The sequence below is a fragment of the Thalassospira sp. CH_XMU1448-2 genome (genome assembly GCF_037027285.1).
GTDB lineage: Bacteria > Pseudomonadota > Alphaproteobacteria > Rhodospirillales > Thalassospiraceae > Thalassospira > Thalassospira profundimaris_C.
On the sequence record NZ_JAYMEA010000001.1, the window covers coordinates 921,257 to 938,774 of the forward strand.

The 17,518-nt window shown below is 54.1% G+C and carries 15 protein-coding genes; 7 read left to right on the forward strand and 8 right to left on the reverse strand.

What is annotated here, in order from left to right:
• Nucleotides 1-89 precede the first annotated feature (89 nt).
• The 7 genes from xylB to WA318_RS04200 form a co-directional block, all read right to left on the reverse strand.
• Nucleotides 90-1,556 carry a xylulokinase gene (gene xylB / locus WA318_RS04170; protein WP_336080084.1) on the reverse strand — a complete coding sequence of 489 codons (1,467 nt, stop codon included), beginning with the start codon at nucleotides 1,554-1,556 and terminating at the stop codon, nucleotides 90-92.
• 165 nt (nucleotides 1,557-1,721) lie between these two features.
• Nucleotides 1,722-2,609: a 3-hydroxybutyryl-CoA dehydrogenase gene (locus WA318_RS04175; protein ID WP_114096791.1), complete on the reverse strand. Its 888-nt coding sequence runs from the start codon at nucleotides 2,607-2,609 to the stop codon at nucleotides 1,722-1,724.
• Nucleotides 2,610-2,677: 68 nt separating this feature from the next.
• The gene (locus WA318_RS04180) at nucleotides 2,678-3,613 is read right to left on the reverse strand and encodes an electron transfer flavoprotein subunit alpha/FixB family protein (protein WP_114096792.1); all 936 of its coding nucleotides are present in this window, start codon (nucleotides 3,611-3,613) and stop codon (nucleotides 2,678-2,680) included.
• A gap of 15 nt (nucleotides 3,614-3,628) precedes the next feature.
• A complete protein-coding gene (locus tag WA318_RS04185) occupies nucleotides 3,629-4,378 on the reverse strand; it encodes an electron transfer flavoprotein subunit beta/FixA family protein (RefSeq protein ID WP_101245387.1) in 750 nt (249 codons plus the stop codon).
• A 241-nt stretch (nucleotides 4,379-4,619) separates the two neighbouring features.
• Nucleotides 4,620-5,192, reverse strand: coding sequence for a cob(I)yrinic acid a,c-diamide adenosyltransferase (locus WA318_RS04190; protein ID WP_336080085.1), 573 nt, complete (start codon nucleotides 5,190-5,192; stop codon nucleotides 4,620-4,622).
• A 57-nt stretch (nucleotides 5,193-5,249) separates the two neighbouring features.
• On the reverse strand, nucleotides 5,250-5,444 hold the full coding sequence (locus WA318_RS04195; protein WP_114096794.1) for a twin transmembrane helix small protein: 195 nt from the start codon (nucleotides 5,442-5,444) through the stop codon (nucleotides 5,250-5,252).
• A 168-nt stretch (nucleotides 5,445-5,612) separates the two neighbouring features.
• The gene (locus WA318_RS04200; RefSeq protein ID WP_114096795.1) at nucleotides 5,613-7,568 is read right to left on the reverse strand and encodes a sigma 54-interacting transcriptional regulator; all 1,956 of its coding nucleotides are present in this window, start codon (nucleotides 7,566-7,568) and stop codon (nucleotides 5,613-5,615) included.
• Nucleotides 7,569-7,782: 214 nt separating this feature from the next.
• Here WA318_RS04200 and WA318_RS04205 point away from each other — a divergent pair, with 214 nt between their 5' ends.
• The 7 genes from WA318_RS04205 (at nucleotide 7,783) to WA318_RS04235 (ending at nucleotide 15,192) form a co-directional block, all read left to right on the forward strand.
• Entirely contained in the window at nucleotides 7,783-9,228 is a 1,446-nt protein-coding gene (locus tag WA318_RS04205) for a CmpA/NrtA family ABC transporter substrate-binding protein (protein ID WP_114096911.1), read from the forward strand.
• A 43-nt stretch (nucleotides 9,229-9,271) separates the two neighbouring features.
• Complete coding sequence (ntrB, locus tag WA318_RS04210) at nucleotides 9,272-10,060, forward strand: nitrate ABC transporter permease (RefSeq protein ID WP_443082636.1); 789 nt, start codon at nucleotides 9,272-9,274, stop codon at nucleotides 10,058-10,060.
• 11 nt (nucleotides 10,061-10,071) lie between these two features.
• Nucleotides 10,072-10,998 carry an ABC transporter ATP-binding protein gene (locus WA318_RS04215; RefSeq protein WP_114096797.1) on the forward strand — a complete coding sequence of 309 codons (927 nt, stop codon included), beginning with the start codon at nucleotides 10,072-10,074 and terminating at the stop codon, nucleotides 10,996-10,998.
• A 37-nt stretch (nucleotides 10,999-11,035) separates the two neighbouring features.
• Nucleotides 11,036-11,476 (forward strand): cyanase, encoded by a 441-nt coding sequence (gene cynS, locus WA318_RS04220; RefSeq protein ID WP_336080086.1) that lies wholly within the window; start codon nucleotides 11,036-11,038, stop codon nucleotides 11,474-11,476.
• A 242-nt stretch (nucleotides 11,477-11,718) separates the two neighbouring features.
• Complete coding sequence (locus tag WA318_RS04225; RefSeq protein WP_336080087.1) at nucleotides 11,719-12,423, forward strand: glutathione S-transferase N-terminal domain-containing protein; 705 nt, start codon at nucleotides 11,719-11,721, stop codon at nucleotides 12,421-12,423.
• A gap of 124 nt (nucleotides 12,424-12,547) precedes the next feature.
• The gene (locus tag WA318_RS04230; protein WP_336080088.1) at nucleotides 12,548-13,714 is read left to right on the forward strand and encodes an adenosylhomocysteinase; all 1,167 of its coding nucleotides are present in this window, start codon (nucleotides 12,548-12,550) and stop codon (nucleotides 13,712-13,714) included.
• 140 nt (nucleotides 13,715-13,854) lie between these two features.
• Nucleotides 13,855-15,192 (forward strand): ferredoxin reductase family protein, encoded by a 1,338-nt coding sequence (locus WA318_RS04235; protein WP_336080089.1) that lies wholly within the window; start codon nucleotides 13,855-13,857, stop codon nucleotides 15,190-15,192.
• A gap of 91 nt (nucleotides 15,193-15,283) precedes the next feature.
• Here WA318_RS04235 and WA318_RS04240 read toward each other — a convergent pair whose 3' ends face one another.
• Nucleotides 15,284-17,383, reverse strand: a complete 2,100-nt coding sequence (locus WA318_RS04240; RefSeq protein ID WP_336080090.1) for a methyl-accepting chemotaxis protein — start codon at nucleotides 17,381-17,383, stop codon at nucleotides 15,284-15,286.
• Nucleotides 17,384-17,518 lie beyond the last annotated feature (135 nt).

Here is a 17,518-nt window from a genome sequence, read left to right on the forward strand (position 1 = left end):
CGGATTAAATTGGTTGTTTTGCAGGTAAAAACGTCAACTGCAGCGACAGATCTCCGCAAGAAGTGCAATTTCATATAGGATCCCTATTGTCAGGATGGCGTAAATTCACTCGCCAGTGCGGCATAAAGACGGCGGAATTTGGCAAAGCGGGGCTGATAGGAGGCATGCCGCGCCGGATCGGGCTCAATCACTTCCTCGATCGCCGGTTTCTTGCAAACATCTTCGACCGGTTCCTGTGTCAAAGCCAGTCGGGCAAGACGTGTTGCACCAAATGCCGGGCCCTTTGCCGCACCCTCGTAACGTGCAAGCGGGGTGCCCATAATGTCCGAAATCAGCTGAATCCAGTATCGGCTGCGTGCGCCGCCACCGATCACACCGGGCAATTCACAACGGGTTCCAGCCGCATGCAGCCGTGATTGCGCATCGCTGAGCGCAAAGGCAACGCCCTCAAGCACCGATTGCACCATGGCTTCGCGGTTTGTGTCACTGCCCAGTCCGAAAAACACGCCACGGGCATAGGGATTATTGTGCGGTGTACGTTCACCGTTGAGGTAAGGCAAAAACAGAATATCCGATGGTGCGTTGTGCTGGGCCTCGACCCTTGCAAGCAAAGCACCGATATCGCTTTCATCCAGAAGCCTTGCCACCCATTGCAGGCAACTGGCTCCATTAAGCAGGACCGCCATCTGGAACCAGTGGCCCGGAATGGCATGGGTGAAGCTGTGCAGGAGTTCTTCGGGTTTGGGGCGGTATCTGTCCGAGGCGACAAAGATCTGCGATGACGTCCCAAGCGAAATAAAGCCATCCCCATGGCGCACAGCACCGACACCGATCCCCCCGGTTGCCGCATCGCCGCCGCCACCGGCAATGATCACCCCGGCAGTCATGCCCCAACGATCTGCAAGGTCACGGCGCAATGTACCGGTGACATCCGATCCTTCGACAAGTTTGGGCAATTGGTCCATCGAAAGCCCGCAAGCCTCGATTGCAGCTTCGTTCCAGCTGCGGCTTTCTTCATCAAGCCAAAGCGTACCTGCGGCATCCGACATCTCGGTGACCTTGTCACCCGACAGGCAAAACCGGATATAGTCCTTGGGCAGCAGAATGGTTCTGACCTTTGCAAACAGCTCGGGTTCGTGCTTTTGAAGCCAGATCATCTTGGGGGCAGTCATGCCGGGCATGGTGGCAACACCGGCCCGAATCCCCAGATCGGGCAGGGCAGCATCAAGCGCGTCACATTCCTTCTTGGCGCGCCCGTCATTCCACAGGATCGCAGGACGAAGCGGCATATCGTCTTCGCCAAGCAATGTTGCACCATGCATTTGCCCTGACAGGCCAATGGCGCGTGTCGCGGCAAGCGCACCGGGATTTTGGTGATGCAATGCGTCGATGGCACGCAGGGTCGCGTCCCACCAGTCCGCCGGGTTCTGTTCGCTCCAGAACGGGTGCGGGTTCGAAACGGACAAAGGGATATCAGTCTCGGCGACTGTTGCCGAGTTCTCGTCGATCAGCAGTGCCTTGACGGCTGATGTACCAACATCAATCCCGAGAAACATGCTTGGACTGCCTCCAGACTTCTTTTGTCATTTGATCCCGGCATCACATCTGTGCGGGTTGCAAGAGCTGTATTCCAGTGGCTTGACGGATCGATTGCAACAAAAAAAGCCGCTGATTTTCACAACGGCTTTTAATTTGAAAATGCGAATGTTTTAAAGCAGTCCCTAGCGGGTCGGGACCGGCTCATCACCGCTATAGTCATAGAAGCCACGCCCAACCTTGCGGCCAAGCCATCCGGCTTCGACATATTTGACCAGTAGCGGGCAAGGGCGATACTTGGTATCTGCCAGACCGTCATGCAGGACATGCATGATCGAAAGACAGGTATCCAGACCAATAAAGTCAGCCAGTTGCAGCGGACCCATCGGATGGTTCGCACCCAGACGCATTGCCGTGTCGATGGATTCGACGTTACCCACACCTTCATAAAGGGTGTAGATCGCCTCGTTGATCATCGGCAGAAGGATACGGTTGACGATGAAAGCCGGGAAATCTTCGGCACTTGCCGTGTCTTTGCCCAGTTTCTTGGTCAGTTCATGAATGGTGCGATAGGTGGTCTCATCGGTGGCAATACCACGGATCAGCTCCACCAGCTTCATCAGCGGCACCGGGTTCATGAAGTGCATACCCATGAATTTCGCTGGGCGGTCGGTATAGGACGCCAGACGGGTCACCGAGATCGAGGAAGTGTTGGTCGCGATGATGGCTTCCGGGCCAAGAACCGGGCAAAGAGCCTTGAAGATCTGTTTCTTGATTTCTTCATTCTCGGTTGCCGCTTCGATCACCAGATCGCAATCCGAAAGGAAGCTGTATTCCGTTCCGGTTGAGACGCGGGCAAGAGCTGCGTCTTTTTGCGCTGCGGTAATCAGCTCTTTTTTGACCTGGCGGTCCATGTTCTTGTCCATCACGCCGATGGCCTTATCAAGGGCATCTTGCGAGATGTCGAGAATTCGGACGTCGTAACCGGCAATCGCGATCACATGTGCAATGCCATTGCCCATTTGACCGGCGCCGATCACGCCAATGGTTTTGATATCTTCCAACGAAGCCATTTGTTCCCCACTCGTCCCCTAGGGTCAAAACAATAGAATTCACTGTTTTGACCCTAATTGGGATCAGATTATTTGTCGAGTTCACTCGCCAGAGCGGGAAGGGCTTCGAACAGGTCAGCGACAAGTCCGTAATCAGCTACCGAGAAGATCGGCGCTTCTTCGTCCTTGTTGATCGCGACAATGACCTTGCTGTCCTTCATGCCGGCAAGGTGCTGAATAGCACCTGAAATGCCTACAGCAATGTATAGCTGCGGTGCAACAACTTTGCCGGTCTGACCGACCTGCCAGTCGTTCGGAGCGTATCCGGCATCAACCGCAGCGCGCGAAGCGCCAATGGCAGCGCCGAGTTTGTCGGCAATCGGCTCGATCAGGTGGAAGTTTTCACCTGAACCCATGCCGCGACCGCCAGAAATGACAACGCTGGCTGCGGTCAGTTCCGGACGTTCCGACTCGGTCAGTTCCTGACCAACGAAGCTGGATTTACCGGCATCGGCAACAACAGCAACGTCTTCGATGGCAGCAGAGCCGCCCTCGGCTGCAACCGGATCAAAGCCCGTGGTACGAACAGTGATCAGTTTCAGCGGGTCAGACGACTGAACGGTCGCCATCGCGTTACCGGCATAGATCGGACGGACAAAGGTATCGGCACTTTCGACATCGGTGATGTCGGAAATCTGCGCGACGTCCTTCAATGCTGCAACGCGCGGCATGAAGTTTTTGCCCGAGGTCGAAGCCGGAACCAGAATGTGGCTGTAACCTTCGGCAAGTTCGGTCACAAGACCGGCCATGTTTTCAGCCAGGAAATGGCCATAGGCGGCGTTATCTGCAACCAGAACCTTGGAGACACCGGCAACCTTTGCGGCTGCTTCGGCTACACCGCGGCAGTTTTCACCAGCAACGAGGATGGCAATGTCGCCACCGATCTTCTGGGCTGCGGCAACGGTGTTCAGCGTGCCACCCTTAAGTTCGGTATTGTCGTGTTCGGCAATAACAAGAATGCTCATTTGATTGATCCCCGCTTAGATTACTTTTGCTTCGTTGCGGAGCTTGTCGACAAGCTCTGCGACGTCGGCAACTTTGACACCTGCCTGACGTGCCGGCGGTTCCGTCACTTTCAGGGTTTTCAGGCGCGGCGCGGTATCAACACCAAGGTCGGCCGGGCTCAGGGTGTCGAGCGGCTTTTTCTTGGCTTTCATGATGTTTGGCAGCGACGCATAACGCGGCTCGTTGAGACGCAGGTCGGTGGTGACGATTGCCGGAAGATCAAGCTTGACGGTTTCAAGACCGCCATCAACTTCACGGGTAACGTCGAGTTTGCCGTCAGCAACGGCAACCTTGGATGCGAAAGTGCCCTGCGGCCAATCCAGCAAAGCAGCCAGCATCTGGCCAGTCTGGTTGGCGTCGTCGTCAATTGCCTGTTTGCCGAGGATCACAAGATCCGGGCTTTCCTTGGCAACGACTTCCTTCAGGAGTTTTGCGACGGCAAGCGGCTGAAGCTCATCCTCGGTTTCGACCAGAATGCCGCGATCGGCACCCATGGCAAGGGCGGTGCGCAGGGTCTCCTGGCACTGTTTAACGCCGAGCGATACAGCAACCACTTCGGTCGCAGTACCTGCTTCCTTGAGGCGGACAGCCTCTTCAACGGCGATTTCGTCAAACGGGTTCATGGACATTTTGACGTTGTTCAATTCAACGCCAGACTGGTCCTGTTTGACTCGGATCTTGACGTTGTAATCCACAACGCGCTTAACGGCGACAAGAACCTTCATGACAGACCTGTTCGTTTTGTTGTCGAAACTATGGGCTTTGGCGCCCTGCCGGGGCAGTTCGCTGCGGGCCCGCATGTTACTGTTTTCCCCGCGATGCACAATAGGGGGTGCTACGCAGGTTGTCAATTTACGTAAAGGTGTTGACGTTAACGACAACTTCTTCACTGAATTTTTGATGCCCTTCGCGACCTTGATACGGCACAAATCCGCCGATTAACAGGGATTTATCCAAAAAAAATCGTCAGCGCGTCAGTCCGGGTTGCCACAAAATATCATCCTTGCCACCGTTATTGGCATGGCGGGCCAGGACAAACATGTGGTCCGAAAGCCGGTTGATATAGCGCACACACTCCGGATTGATGGTCTCGATTCCGGCAAGTTCGACAATAAGCCGTTCCGCACGCCGTGAAACTGTCCGCGCGACGTGAAGCTGTGCCGAAAGCGCACTGCCCCCGGGCAGAACGAACGATTTCAACGGATCCAGTTCGGCATTGATCTGGTCGATCTCGTTTTCAAGGCGTTCGGTCTGTCTGGCGATGATCCGCAAGGCAGGCTGTTCGGGGCTATCATCGCTGCCATCGCCCGGCGTGCAAAGATCGGCACCCAGATCAAACAGATCGTTCTGGATTCGCGCCAGCATGGCATCAATCTCGCCGTCGGCATGCAGGCGGGCAACACCGATCACGGAATTGGTTTCGTCAACGGTGCCATAGGCCTCAACCCGGACGGAGTTTTTGGGAACCCGCGTGCCGTTGCCAAGGGCCGTTTTGCCCTTGTCGCCGGATTTTGTGTAGATGCGTGTCAATTGAACCATGTGCTGTCCGTTATATTCGTATCGTTTGTGGGTGGATAAGTCGTGAATGGCAGATGCCTATTTGCCAAGCGCCATCAATGACAGGATGAACAAAAGCAGCAAGGCAACCGCCTGAAGCAGGACGCGAAGCTGCATCAGTTTATTTGATTTGCGTGCATCCTTGCCCCGTGCCATCGAAATGATACCCATCACCAGAACGCCTGCGACTGCAGCCATCGCAAGCAGCGCACCAATCTGCAAAAATGCTGTCATTTTTGTTCTTCCCTGTCTTTGCCTGCGGATTTTTGCCGGAAACCGGTTTGTCCGGTTGTATTAAGGGGCAATGTCCACCAGCCGGATTTATTGATCTTGTATCTTGGGTGGCGACATGCTGCGCCAAACCGGTTGTGCTGGCAACCGGCGGATCGGAAGTTTTCGTAATTACCTGGCAGGATCATTTTCAGTCGGGGCAAAGTCGCGGCGATCAATTTTGAATTTCTTGATACGCGATGCCAGCGTGGTCGGTTTAATGTCCAGCAAGGCGGCGGCCCCGTTTGTCCCGAAAATCTTGCCGCGCGTCTCGGTCAGGGCGCGGATGATATTGTGATATTCGGTTTGCCGCAGGTCCTCACGCGTCATAATGGTCTTCTCGGGCGTCGCATCCTTGTCCGCCTTGGGCGAGGAGGGCGGTTTTCTGCCATCCCGTGAGGTGACGTCGGGCAGGTCAAAATGCAGCTTGCCATCATGGGCCAGAATGGCGGCGCGCTCGATAACATTTTCAAGTTCGCGCGCATTTCCCGGCCAGCCATAATTTTGCAAGACATGAACCTGTCCCTTGGTCAGGGTTGGCTGGGCGATATTCAGGCGCTGACAGATATTGCGCAGGAAGTGGGCGGCAAGTGGCGGGATGTCGTCGGGGCGTTCGCGTAACGGACGGCATTCAATCGGGAAGACGTTCAGCCGGAAATAAAGGTCTTCGCGGAAACGTCCCTGTCTCACTTCTTCCTTAAGGTCGCGGTTGGTGGCGGCAATCAGGCGGACATTGACCTCGCGGGTGCGTTCCTCGCCGATGCGTTCGAATTTCTGGTCTTGCAGAACGCGAAGTAGCTTTCCCTGTAGCTCCAGCGGGATTTCGCCAACCTCGTCAAGAAACAGTGTCCCGCCGTCTGCCAGTTCGAATCGCCCGACGCGGTCGCGAATGGCCCCGGTAAAGGCACCGCGGACATGGCCGAAAAACTCGCTTTCAAACAGTTCATGGGGAATGGCCGCACAGTTGACGCGCACCAGAACGCGATCAGACCGTGTGCTTGCCTGATGGATGGCGCGCGCGATCAGCTCCTTACCAGTGCCGGATTCGCCGGTGATCAGAACGTTGGCGTCGGTCGGGGCGACCAGATCAATCTGCTTGAGCGCGCCCTGAATGGCATCTGACTGTCCGATGATTTCATGGTGGTTGTTGGTCGACAGGATTTCTTCCTGAAGATAGGCGTTTTCGAGCTCAAGCCGTTCGCGCAGCCGGTCGACCTCGGCCAGGGCGGCATGCAGTTTTTCTTCGGCGATTTTACGTTCAGTAATGTCGCGGAACACAATCACGGCGCCAATCACAAGCCCATGATCACGAATAGGGGTCGATGTATATTCAACCCGGATCGGTTTTCCGTCGCTGCGCCAGAACACTTCATCATCAACCCGGCGGACAATGCCTTCACGGAATGCATTGTAAATCGGGCAGTGTTGCGCGTGATAGGGTTCGCCATCCATATGGGAATGGTGAATGATCGAATGGATTTCCTTGCCGACAAGTTCCTCTGCTGTCCATCCCAGCATGCGCTCGGCTGCGGGATTCACAAAGGTTGTGACACCGTCTGAATTGACACCATAGATACCCTCGCCAGCAGCCCCGAGGATCAGCTGGTTTTCACGTTCGATCTCGCGGAAAAAGCGTTCTGCCCGACGCCATTCAGATATGCCTTCACGAAGATAGTCATCCGCCTCGGAATCGACATCGCGGCGATGGCGCGCATCAAGATCGGAAATGGTTACGGTCAGATATTCCTCGTCACCAAGCATGATGGCGCGGGCTTCATGTTCAAGTTTGAGCTCGGTGCCATCCGGTCGGGTCAGGTCCAGCCCGCGGGTCCAGGCGAAACCGTGATAGAGCGCTGCCTGACTAAAGACGACCAGACTTGGCACCTGACCTTTGTGCAGTGCGCTCATTCGTGATGACTTCAGCTCGTCAATGCTGCGTCCCAGCAATTTTGCCGCAGCCTCATTGGCAAAAACGATGCTGTCGGTTTTCGGATGAACCAGAATTGTCGGATGTGTATGCGCCAGCAGAGCATGCAGATGCAGTGGCTCCAAAGACATTGAGACTGACTGGTTTATGTCGAGGGTCATACGAATTTCCTACGATAATTCGTAATTAATCTACGAATTATCGTAAATTACGATTTTTCGTATGTGTTGAGATTGCCCGCGATTCTCCCGCGAGTCCAGTGTTTTCAACAAGAATGCCGCGCCGCAGCAAACTGGCACAGTGATTGCTGTTACCCCGATTGAATGTCTGGTGCTGTCTGATGTGGGCAGCTTAACAACACAGGGGGTGATCAAAATGTCAGTTAAAAGTCTGGGTGATCCATTTAGTGGCGATAGCGACCTGCGTCATAGCAAATCTTGCGGCTGTGAGGCATGCGCGTCCGGCGGGCATAAACATGCTGATCATGATCATGGCGTAAAACACGATCTGGCGACCATGCCAGCGCATAGCGACATGGCGGCCAAATCGCCGGAAAGCAGCGAAGAAATTCTGGACCGCGCAATTGACAGCGCAATTGTGCGTTCGGTCTTCGGGCATAACGAAATTTCGCGTCGTTCCTTTGCCAAGATGGTTGGTGGCAGCACCATGATGGCAGCATTGGCATCGGTTCTGCCGATCGACAAGGTCAAGGCAGCGATCCTTGATGATCTTGGTACGCCCGAGAAATCCAAGCTCAATATCGGTTTTGTTCCGATCACCTGTGCCACACCGATCATCATGGCGCAGCCGATGGGCTTCTATGAAAAATACGGTCTTGATGTTGATGTCATCAAGACGGCCGGATGGGCCGTTGCCCGCGACAAGTCATTGAACAATGAATATGACGCGTCGCACATGCTGACCCCGATGCCGCTGGCGATTTCGATGGGGGCGGGGTCGACCGCAACCCCGTTCCTGATGCCCGCTGTTGAAAACATCAACGGTCAGGCCATCGTTCTGCACAATGACCATCTTGACAAGCGCGATCCCAAACAGTGGAAGGGCTTCAAGTTCGGTGTGCCGTTCGAATATTCGATGCACAACTTCCTGCTGCGCTATTATGTCGCCGAACATGGTCTGGACCCGGACAAAGACATTCAGATCCGCGTTGTTCCGCCGCCCGAGATGGTTGCGAACCTGCGTGCCGGTAACCTTGACGGCTACCTGTCGCCTGATCCGTTCAACCAGCGAGCCGTCTGGGAAAAAATCGGCTTCCTGCATACCCTGACCAAGGATATCTGGGAAGGCCATCCGTGCTGCGCATTCGCATGCTCCAAGGCGTTTTCAGAAGAACTGCCAAATACCTATGGCGCGCTTTTGAAATCCATCGTCGATGCGACCCAATACGCAGCCAAGTCGGAAAACCGCAAGGAAATCTCGGCTGCAATCGCACCGGCCAACTATCTGAACCAGCCGGTTCCGGTGATCGAACAGGTCCTGACCGGGCGTTATGCCGACGGTCTGGGCGAGGTTAAAAACGTTCCTGATCGCATCGATTTCGATCCGTTCCCATGGCATTCGATGGGTGTCTGGATCCTGACCCAGATGAAGCGCTGGGGTTATATCGAAGGCGATATTGATTACAAGAAAATCGCCGAAGAGGTCTATGTCGCAACCGATTGCGCCAAGGTGATGAAAGACCTTGGGTATGAAGCGCCGACTTCGACCTACAAAAGCTACACGATCATGGGCAAGACCTTTGATCCCGATCAGCCCGAAGCCTACGTCAACAGCTTTGCGATTGGCAAAGGGGTAAGCTGATATGCTGGCATCCTTGAATGCCAGGGCTTTGGTTTTGTCACTCGTGCTATTGGCGGTCTTCCTCGGCCTTTGGGAGGCCGCCAGCCCGAAACAAAATCTTTCTGGCGAACTGACAGAATATGAACTTCTGATGGGTGGGGCAGAGCCGAAGGCAGCTGTGCCACCGCCCTCGGCAGTGATTGGCAAGGCCTGGGAAGAACTCAGCAATCCTTTCTATGATGCAGGCCCCAACGACAAGGGGATCGGCATCCAGATCGGCTATTCGCTTTATCGGGTTCTGACCGGTTATTTCCTTGCCGCAGCACTGGCCATTCCGATCGGCTTTTTGATCGGGATGTCGCCCTTGATGTACAAGGCGCTTGATCCCTTCATTCAGGTTCTACGGCCCATCTCGCCACTGGCGTGGATGCCTTTGGCCCTGTTTGTCATTCAGGACAGTCAGGCGTCGGCGATCTTCGTCATCTTCATCTGTTCGATCTGGCCGATGCTGATCAACACCGCCTTTGGTGTGGCGGGCGTGCGCAAGGACTGGGTGAATGTGGCGCGAACCCATGAGCTTGGCGCACTTAAAACCGCATGGATTGTCATTCTTCCAGCGGCTGCACCGACCATTCTGACCGGTATGCGCATTTCAATCGGGATCGCATGGCTGGTGATTGTGGCAGCCGAGATGCTCGTCGGTGGGACCGGCATTGGCTACTACGTCTGGAACGAATGGAACAACCTTGATCTGACCAGTGTGGTGTTCTCGATCCTCATGATCGGCCTTGTCGGCATGTTGCTTGATACCGCCTTCGCCTATTGCGCACGTCTTGTGCAGTACCAGGAATAAGGAGACCTGATATGTCGACACCATTCCTGAGCGTCCAGAACCTTACCAAACGTTTTCAGGCACCCAAAGGTGGTGAAGGCCTGACCGTATTTGAAAACGTCAATCTTGGCATCAAAAAGGGCGAGTTTGTTTGCATCATCGGCCATTCCGGCTGTGGCAAATCAACGATCCTCAATATCCTTGCAGGTCTGGACGAACCCAGCGACGGCGCTGTCATCATGAATGGCAAAGAGGTCGCGGGCCCCAGTCTGGATCGCGGGATCGTATTTCAGAACTATTCCCTGTTGCCATGGCTTTCGGCCCTCAAGAACGTGACCTTTGCCGTACAGGCCCGCTACAAATCCTGGAGCAAGAAACAGGTTCACGACCATTCCATGAAATATCTTGAGATGGTCGGTCTGGCAGGCGGGGCGGAGCTTCGCAAGCCGTCGCAATTGTCGGGCGGGATGCGTCAGCGCGTCTCGATTGCCCGTGCCTTTGCCATCCAGCCGGAATTGCTTTTGCTTGATGAACCGTTCGGCGCACTTGATGCGCTGACACGTGGCAGCATTCAGGATGAGCTGATCCGGATCTGGTCGGGGTCTGATCAGACGGTCTTTATGATCACGCATGATGTCGATGAAGCCATCCTGCTTGCGGACCGCATCCTTTTGATGACCAACGGCCCCTATGCACGGGTGGCAGAGTCCGTTCAGGTCGAAATCGAACGCCCGCGCGAACGGGCAAATATCATTCATCATCCGGATTACTACGATATCCGAAATCACCTGGTGGAGTTCCTGGCGACGCGGTCGCGCGAACTTGCCGGAAAACAGGATGGTGACGAGCAAGCTGCACCCAAAACTGTCCGTTTCGGGGCAAATGCCGGGGCAGTCATTTCATCAGAAACAGGCAGCAAATCCGGCGCGCGCAAGCGTGCGGTCAACAGTGCCGATTAATCAAAACAACCTGCTGTATCAGAAGTGGAGAAAAGCCATGAAAAAAGCTGACGTCAAAGAAATGATCCTTGAAGCCAAGAAAGCCAAAGGCCTTGGTTGGGAAGAGATTGCAAGCAAGATCGGCATGTCGCCGGTTTGGACCACTTCGGTCTGCTTTGGCATGAATTCCGCACCAAAGGACAAGGCGGATATGCTTGTGGCCTTGTTCAACCTGCCACCAGCAGCATCGGCAGTCATTCAGGAATGCCCGATGAAAATCTGGGATCAGGCCGTTCCGACTGATCCGGCGATTTATCGACTGTATGAAATCGTTGGCGTTTACGGCGAAACGATCAAGGAAATCATCCATGAGAAGTTTGGTGACGGCATCATGAGCGCGATTGATTACGAAATGTATATCGAGCGCAAGGAAGATCCCAAAGGCGATCGCGTCGTTATCACCCTTGATGGCAAATTCCTGAAATATCGCGCTTGGTAAGGTGTGATCAAGGATCCAGATTTTCGACCGTGACGTGGTAATCGTCGCGATGTCGCAGTCCGGCCGGGCCCGTTTGTGCATTCAAACGGGCCTGATCCGTTTTGAAATGTTCCAAAATACCCGGTAGGGGCTGGCGAAAAGGACATGATCTGCTAAATCCTGATCATATGTAATTGCTTGTTAGCCGGACCGTTTTGACGTTCGATGGCTTGCAAGCGAAACCAAAAAGGGATCAACATCAGATGGCTGACCTTTCCGCATTCGACATCACCAAACGCTGGCCTGCGAAGAATTCCGATATCATTCAGCTCTATTCATTGCCGACCCCGAACGGGGTCAAGGTTTCCATCATGCTTGAGGAAACCGGTCTTGAATATGAACCCCACCTGATCAATATCGGCGAGAACGAGACATGGACGCCTGAATTCCTGTCATTGAACCCGAACGGTAAAATCCCGGCAATCATTGATCCTGATGGGCCTGACGGCGCACCGATCGGTCTTTTTGAATCCGGCGCGATCTTGCAATATCTTGCGGAAAAGACGGGCAGGTTTTTGCCATCTGATCCGGTCAAAAGGATCGAGACGATCCAGTGGGTCTATTTCCAGATGGCGGCAATCGGGCCGATTTTTGGACAGCTTGGTTTCTTCCACAAATTTGCCGGTAAGGAGATCGAGGACAAGCGACCGCTTACCCGCTATGTGAATGAATCAAAGCGTCTTCTTGGTGTGCTCGAAACCCGTCTTGAAGGGCGCAACTGGATCATGGGCGATGAATATACCATTGCCGATATCGCGATTCTGGGCTGGGTGCGCAACCTGACCGGATTTTATGAGGCCGGTGATCTGGTCGAATATGACACGCTTTCAAATGTTCCGGCATGGCTTGAACGTGGCCTTGCACGACCGGCGGTACAGCGCGGACTGAATATTCCGGCCCGCGATTAATCGGCCTGTTTGCGACAAACTGTATCGAAGTTTGACCGGATGGTCAGAAATGCTTTCCATCCGGTCAGGCTGCTATTAACTAGTGGGAAGTTTTATCGCCCACGAAGTTTCAAGAGATACAATAATGACCAGTCGCATCAAGGACGCTACCCTTGCCCAGCAGATCAATGACGAAACGCTTGCATGGCGTGAAGTCATCTGCCCGGTAACAGCAAAATATGGAAACTATGTCGCCAAACGTGATCTGCGCGACAAGACAATCGTCAGTTTCCAGCATGTGCTTGAAGACACCATCCCGACCTTGCTGCCCTTCGTGAAGGCGGGTGCGAAAGTCAAGGTGGGTGCGTGCAACCCGGACAGCACCGATGATGTCGCCGCAGCCTATCTGGCGGCCAACGGGGTCGAGGTTCATGCATTTTCGGGCATGACGCCCGATGAATATGCCAAAAGTATCGATATCCTGTCGTCTGAACCGGCAGACATTGTTGCCGATATGGGCGGCGAGCTGATCGAGGCCTTTGTGAAAAAGGGTCATAAGGTTGACGGGGCGCTTGAAGCCACCACGACCGGTGTGCATCGCGTCGAGAAACTTGATTATTCCTTCCCGGTCTTTAACTGGAACGATATCGCGATCAAGGATCGTCTGCATAACCGTCACCATGTGGCACAGGAAATGTGGCCGGTCTTTTCCAACGTGACGGGTCTGGCGCTTTATGGGCGGTCGGTTCTAGTCATCGGTTTTGGTCCGGTCGGGCGTGGTGTGGCCGAACGTGCACGCAATCTTGGTGCGGTGGTTTCGGTTGCCGAACGTGATCCGGTGCGCGCCCTTGAAGCCCAGCATCACGGATGCCGCGTGGTCAGCCTTGAAGACGGTATCAAGGAATGTGCGATCATTGTAACAGCGACTGGACTTTCAGGCATTCTCGGCGAAAAACAGATCAAACAGTGCCGTCGTGGTGCCATTCTGGTCAATGTCGGTCATTCAAATACCGAGATCGATGTGGCGTGGCTTGATACCCAGAAACAGACGAAGATGCGCCGTTATATCGAACGGTTCGAGCTTAATAACAGCCGCGAGGTTTATCTGCTGAACCGTGGCAGCCTGCTCAATCTTGCTCCTGGCATGGGCGGATCGGGCAAGGATCTTTTTGATCCGTTCTCGGCCATTCTGATCCGGGGCATTGACTGGCTGGCATCGGGCGGGGCAGCGTCGTTCAAGCCGGGATTCTATGATTATCCCGCTGAAATTGAACGCGAAATTGCCGAGGCGATCCTGCACTCACATAGCTGATCCTGCTTCTGTCTTGCCGACCCAAAAGTGATACATCGCAAGGTTGAGACCCAACAAGCGTGATAAAATCAGGCTTGTTGGTGTTTCACGGTGCGCCTGTTCCTGCGTTCAGCACGCGAACCGGTGGATGGAGGTCGGTAATGAGGCGAATTGAAACGGCGTTTGGTACTTTCCTGCTGGTGCTGACCGGTGTCTGGTTTGTTTCGAATCCCGATGTCTTCCAGGCGACGACCTTTATCGGTTTGCGCGGTTATATGGTGCAATATACCGGTGTGCTGGCGATCGGGTTGATGAGCCTGATCATGTTGCTTGCGGTACGCCCGGTTTTGCTGTCCCAGCGGCTGGGCGGGCTGGACAAGGCATATCGATTGCACAAATGGCTGGGGATCACTGCCCTGGCCTTATCCATCATCCACTGGATCTGGCGGATGGCACCCAAATGGGCTTCGGCGCTTGGTCTTTATGAGCGCGGCCCCCGTGGCCCAAGACCGGATGAAGGGACCCTGCACTGGGGGCAGTCCTTCTTCGGGGCACAACGTGGTCTGGCTGAAAGTGTTGGCGAGTGGGCGTTTTACATTGCGGTGGTGCTGATCATTGTCGCGCTGATCAAATGGATCCCGTATCGCTGGTTTGCAAAAACACACACGCTCCTTGCGCCGGTTTATCTGGTTCTTGTCTATCATGGCGTGGTGCTGCTTGACTTCGCCAACTGGGCGACACCTGTCGGATATGTCATGGCAGGAATGCTCGCAGTCGGAACGGTTTGCGCGATTATCGTTCTGACAGGCCGGATTGGCAGGGACCGGAAATCTGGTGGTGAAGTCACAGAGCTGAATTACTTCCCGCAAATGAGATCGCTCGAAATCAGGATCAAAACAGATGGTGGCTGGAAGGGACATCGGGCTGGTCAGTTTGCCTTTGCCCGTTTTGGCACCAGTGACGAGATACACCCGTTTACCATTGCATCTGCATGGCACAAGGATGACCCTCGCCTGACCATTATTGCCAAGGAACTGGGCGATTATACAAAAACGCTGCCCGATACACTGAAATCTGGTGATGCAGTGGTCCTTGAAGGACCCTATGGAACCTTCACTCTTGATCGCAAACATGCACGTCAGATATGGATTTCGGGCGGGATCGGTCTGACCCCCTTTGTTGCATGGCTGGAAGCCCTGTCAGAAAAACCGGAATCCTTTGAGATTGATTTCTTTCAGGTTGCCCCGGAATGTGACGCCGAATTGATGGTATCAATAGAATCCCTGGCCAGTAAGGCGGGTGTTCGCCTGCATCAGTGGCGCGATGCCCAGGATGGTTTCCTGACCGGTGAAAAACTGCGTGGTGAAGTGCCGGAATGGAAGCAGGCCCATGTCTGGTTCTGTGGACCAAGCGCGTTTGGTTTGGCGATAAAGAATGATCTTGTCGCAGCCGGTTTGAACAGACGGGCCTTTCATCAGGAACTGTTTGACTTCCGCTAATCACTGCGTTGTGACGTGATGCACAAAATTTTACGGGCGGCCTATTATCAGGCCGCCCGTTTGTTTGCTCGCATCTTGAACGGTGTTCAGTTTACGCGCGGTATCCGATGCGAAGATTCCCCCATTGTTCGCCATTAACAATGATCGGGACATCGCATTCCTTCATAAAGACCACAGAATCCCCCATGTCGCGGAAATAGGTCTGCAGCAGATGTGGCTTGGTATTACGTGCGGCCATCAGACCGGCGCGGTCATCAAAGATTCGCCGGTTGCGACAATTGCCCATGTTCCAAGCCGCTTCTCCGGGTTTTTGAGGTTGGCTGTAAATCTTGTTGTGGGTTGGAAGATAGCCGTTTGAATCCACACCCGCGGCAAAGACGATATGCTTGTCTTTTTCAAGAATCGCTTCCTGAAGCGGTGTGAAGTTCCGATCCGTGAACGGAATATACGGTGTCATGAACTGTTTCGGGTCGCTGCCGTCAACCGGTTCGTAGTGCGGGTTGAACAGGTCTTCGTGCCTGATCTCGTTATTGCGAAGGCCAGTCTCAAGAACCTTTGCCAGATCAAGTGCCAGTTGCTTGCCAAGGTCGGCAATCTTGTTGTCGTGATCGTGGGTTTTCTTAAGGTGGCTCAGGATGACCTGATTGGCCTGATCATCAAGTTCGGTAAACTGAACATGGGTGCCAAGGGCCGAAACGGCCTTTACGATACCATGCAGGGTCGTACCATCGGCCATGGTGATCGTGATCGATTTGTTGCGATCTTTCTCGCTTGCGTCAATACGGGCCAGAAGCCCGGCCAGCGACATGTCAGCGGTAACGCCGTTTCGGATATCGCCGCTACCGAAATCCACCTTGATATCAACCGCAATCGGGACACGTTCCTCGTGGCGACGGCTGGCACTTTCTGTGTTGCGCAGCACCGTACGGAACCGGCTTTCCATTTCGTTGATATCATTGCGAATGTTTGACGCCAGAACGCGCAGGTTTTCCGCAGTTTCACTGGCGTTCTGTGATTTTTCACTGGCAAGCTCGATATCGCTGGAGATGCCGCGCATATGCGTCGACACTTCCTGTGCACTGGTCGAGATCTCGGCAATTGCAGCTGTTTGCTGTTCAACAGAGGCCGAGATATCTGCAGACAACTGACTGACTTCGTCAATTGCACCGCCAATACCCTCAATCGCGGTTACGGCCTCCGAAGTTGCCCCCTGGATTGCGGTGATCTGGGAGTTGATATCCAGAATTGCCTTTTCGGTCTGGGTCGCAAGGTTCTTGACCTCGTTTGCGACAACGGCAAATCCCTTGCCCGCATCACCGGCACGTGCGGCCTCGATGGTGGCATTAAGCGCAAGCATCTTGGTCTGGTCAGAAATGCGTTTGACGATATCGACAACCTTGCCGATCTCGCTTGCCGTTTCCGACAGGCTGTTCATCGTTTGGGATGTTTCCTGTGCGCGGATAACGGCCTGACCCGCAATGTCATTGGTTTTATGAATGCGATCCGCAATTCCGTGGCTGGATGCCTGCAATTCTTCGGTTGCCGAGGCCACAGTAGCGACATTGCTGCTGGCAATTTCAGTAGTTGACGTGATCCGTTCGACCAGCTGTGACAATTCGCTGGCATCTTTTTCCATGGTTTGCGCAACGTCATTGGTGCGCCCGGCCTGAAAACCGACTTCGGAGATGATATTGTCCGTTTCACGTTCGATGATTTCGGACATTGACTGTATTTCCGAAGATGCCCGTTGTTGAGAAATCTGTCTTTGTTGCGCTGCCATCAGGGACGCCATATCGGCCATCAACAGGCTGTGTGCCGCATCAGTGAGTGCCGGTGTCGCGCGAATTCCCTTCGTGGCCGCAGCCAGCGAAGCGCAGTTTGCAGCTGCCTTGTGATAGGCAAGAACAATGATGTCCGGTGTCAGGTCTCCGGATACCTGCGCCAATACGTGATCGCCAAAGCACTGGTTAAACGCATCTGCCGAGGTCGTGGTCGCCATGGTACGGAAACGCTGGGCAAGGTCAGGCACAAGGCTTTGCGGTGCTGTTTTATCCGCGCTGCTTTGTCCTGTTCCAAGTAGCTCCGTGATCAGGCTTTCGGCGATGCGATCTGCATGCTGATCAAAGAGAACTTTTGTTTCGCCTATTCGCGCATAGATTGTTTTTTCTGACATTGCGGAGGCGTGATTCATGAACGTCTCTCCCTTTTCCCCTGGAAAGGCTATTGGGCCTGTTTTGTTGAGATTTCTCAGGCTTCTGCGTTTGATTTGGTCCAGTTTATCACTATAGGGAAGTGTTAAAGATATCATACTTTAGGTTGATATGGA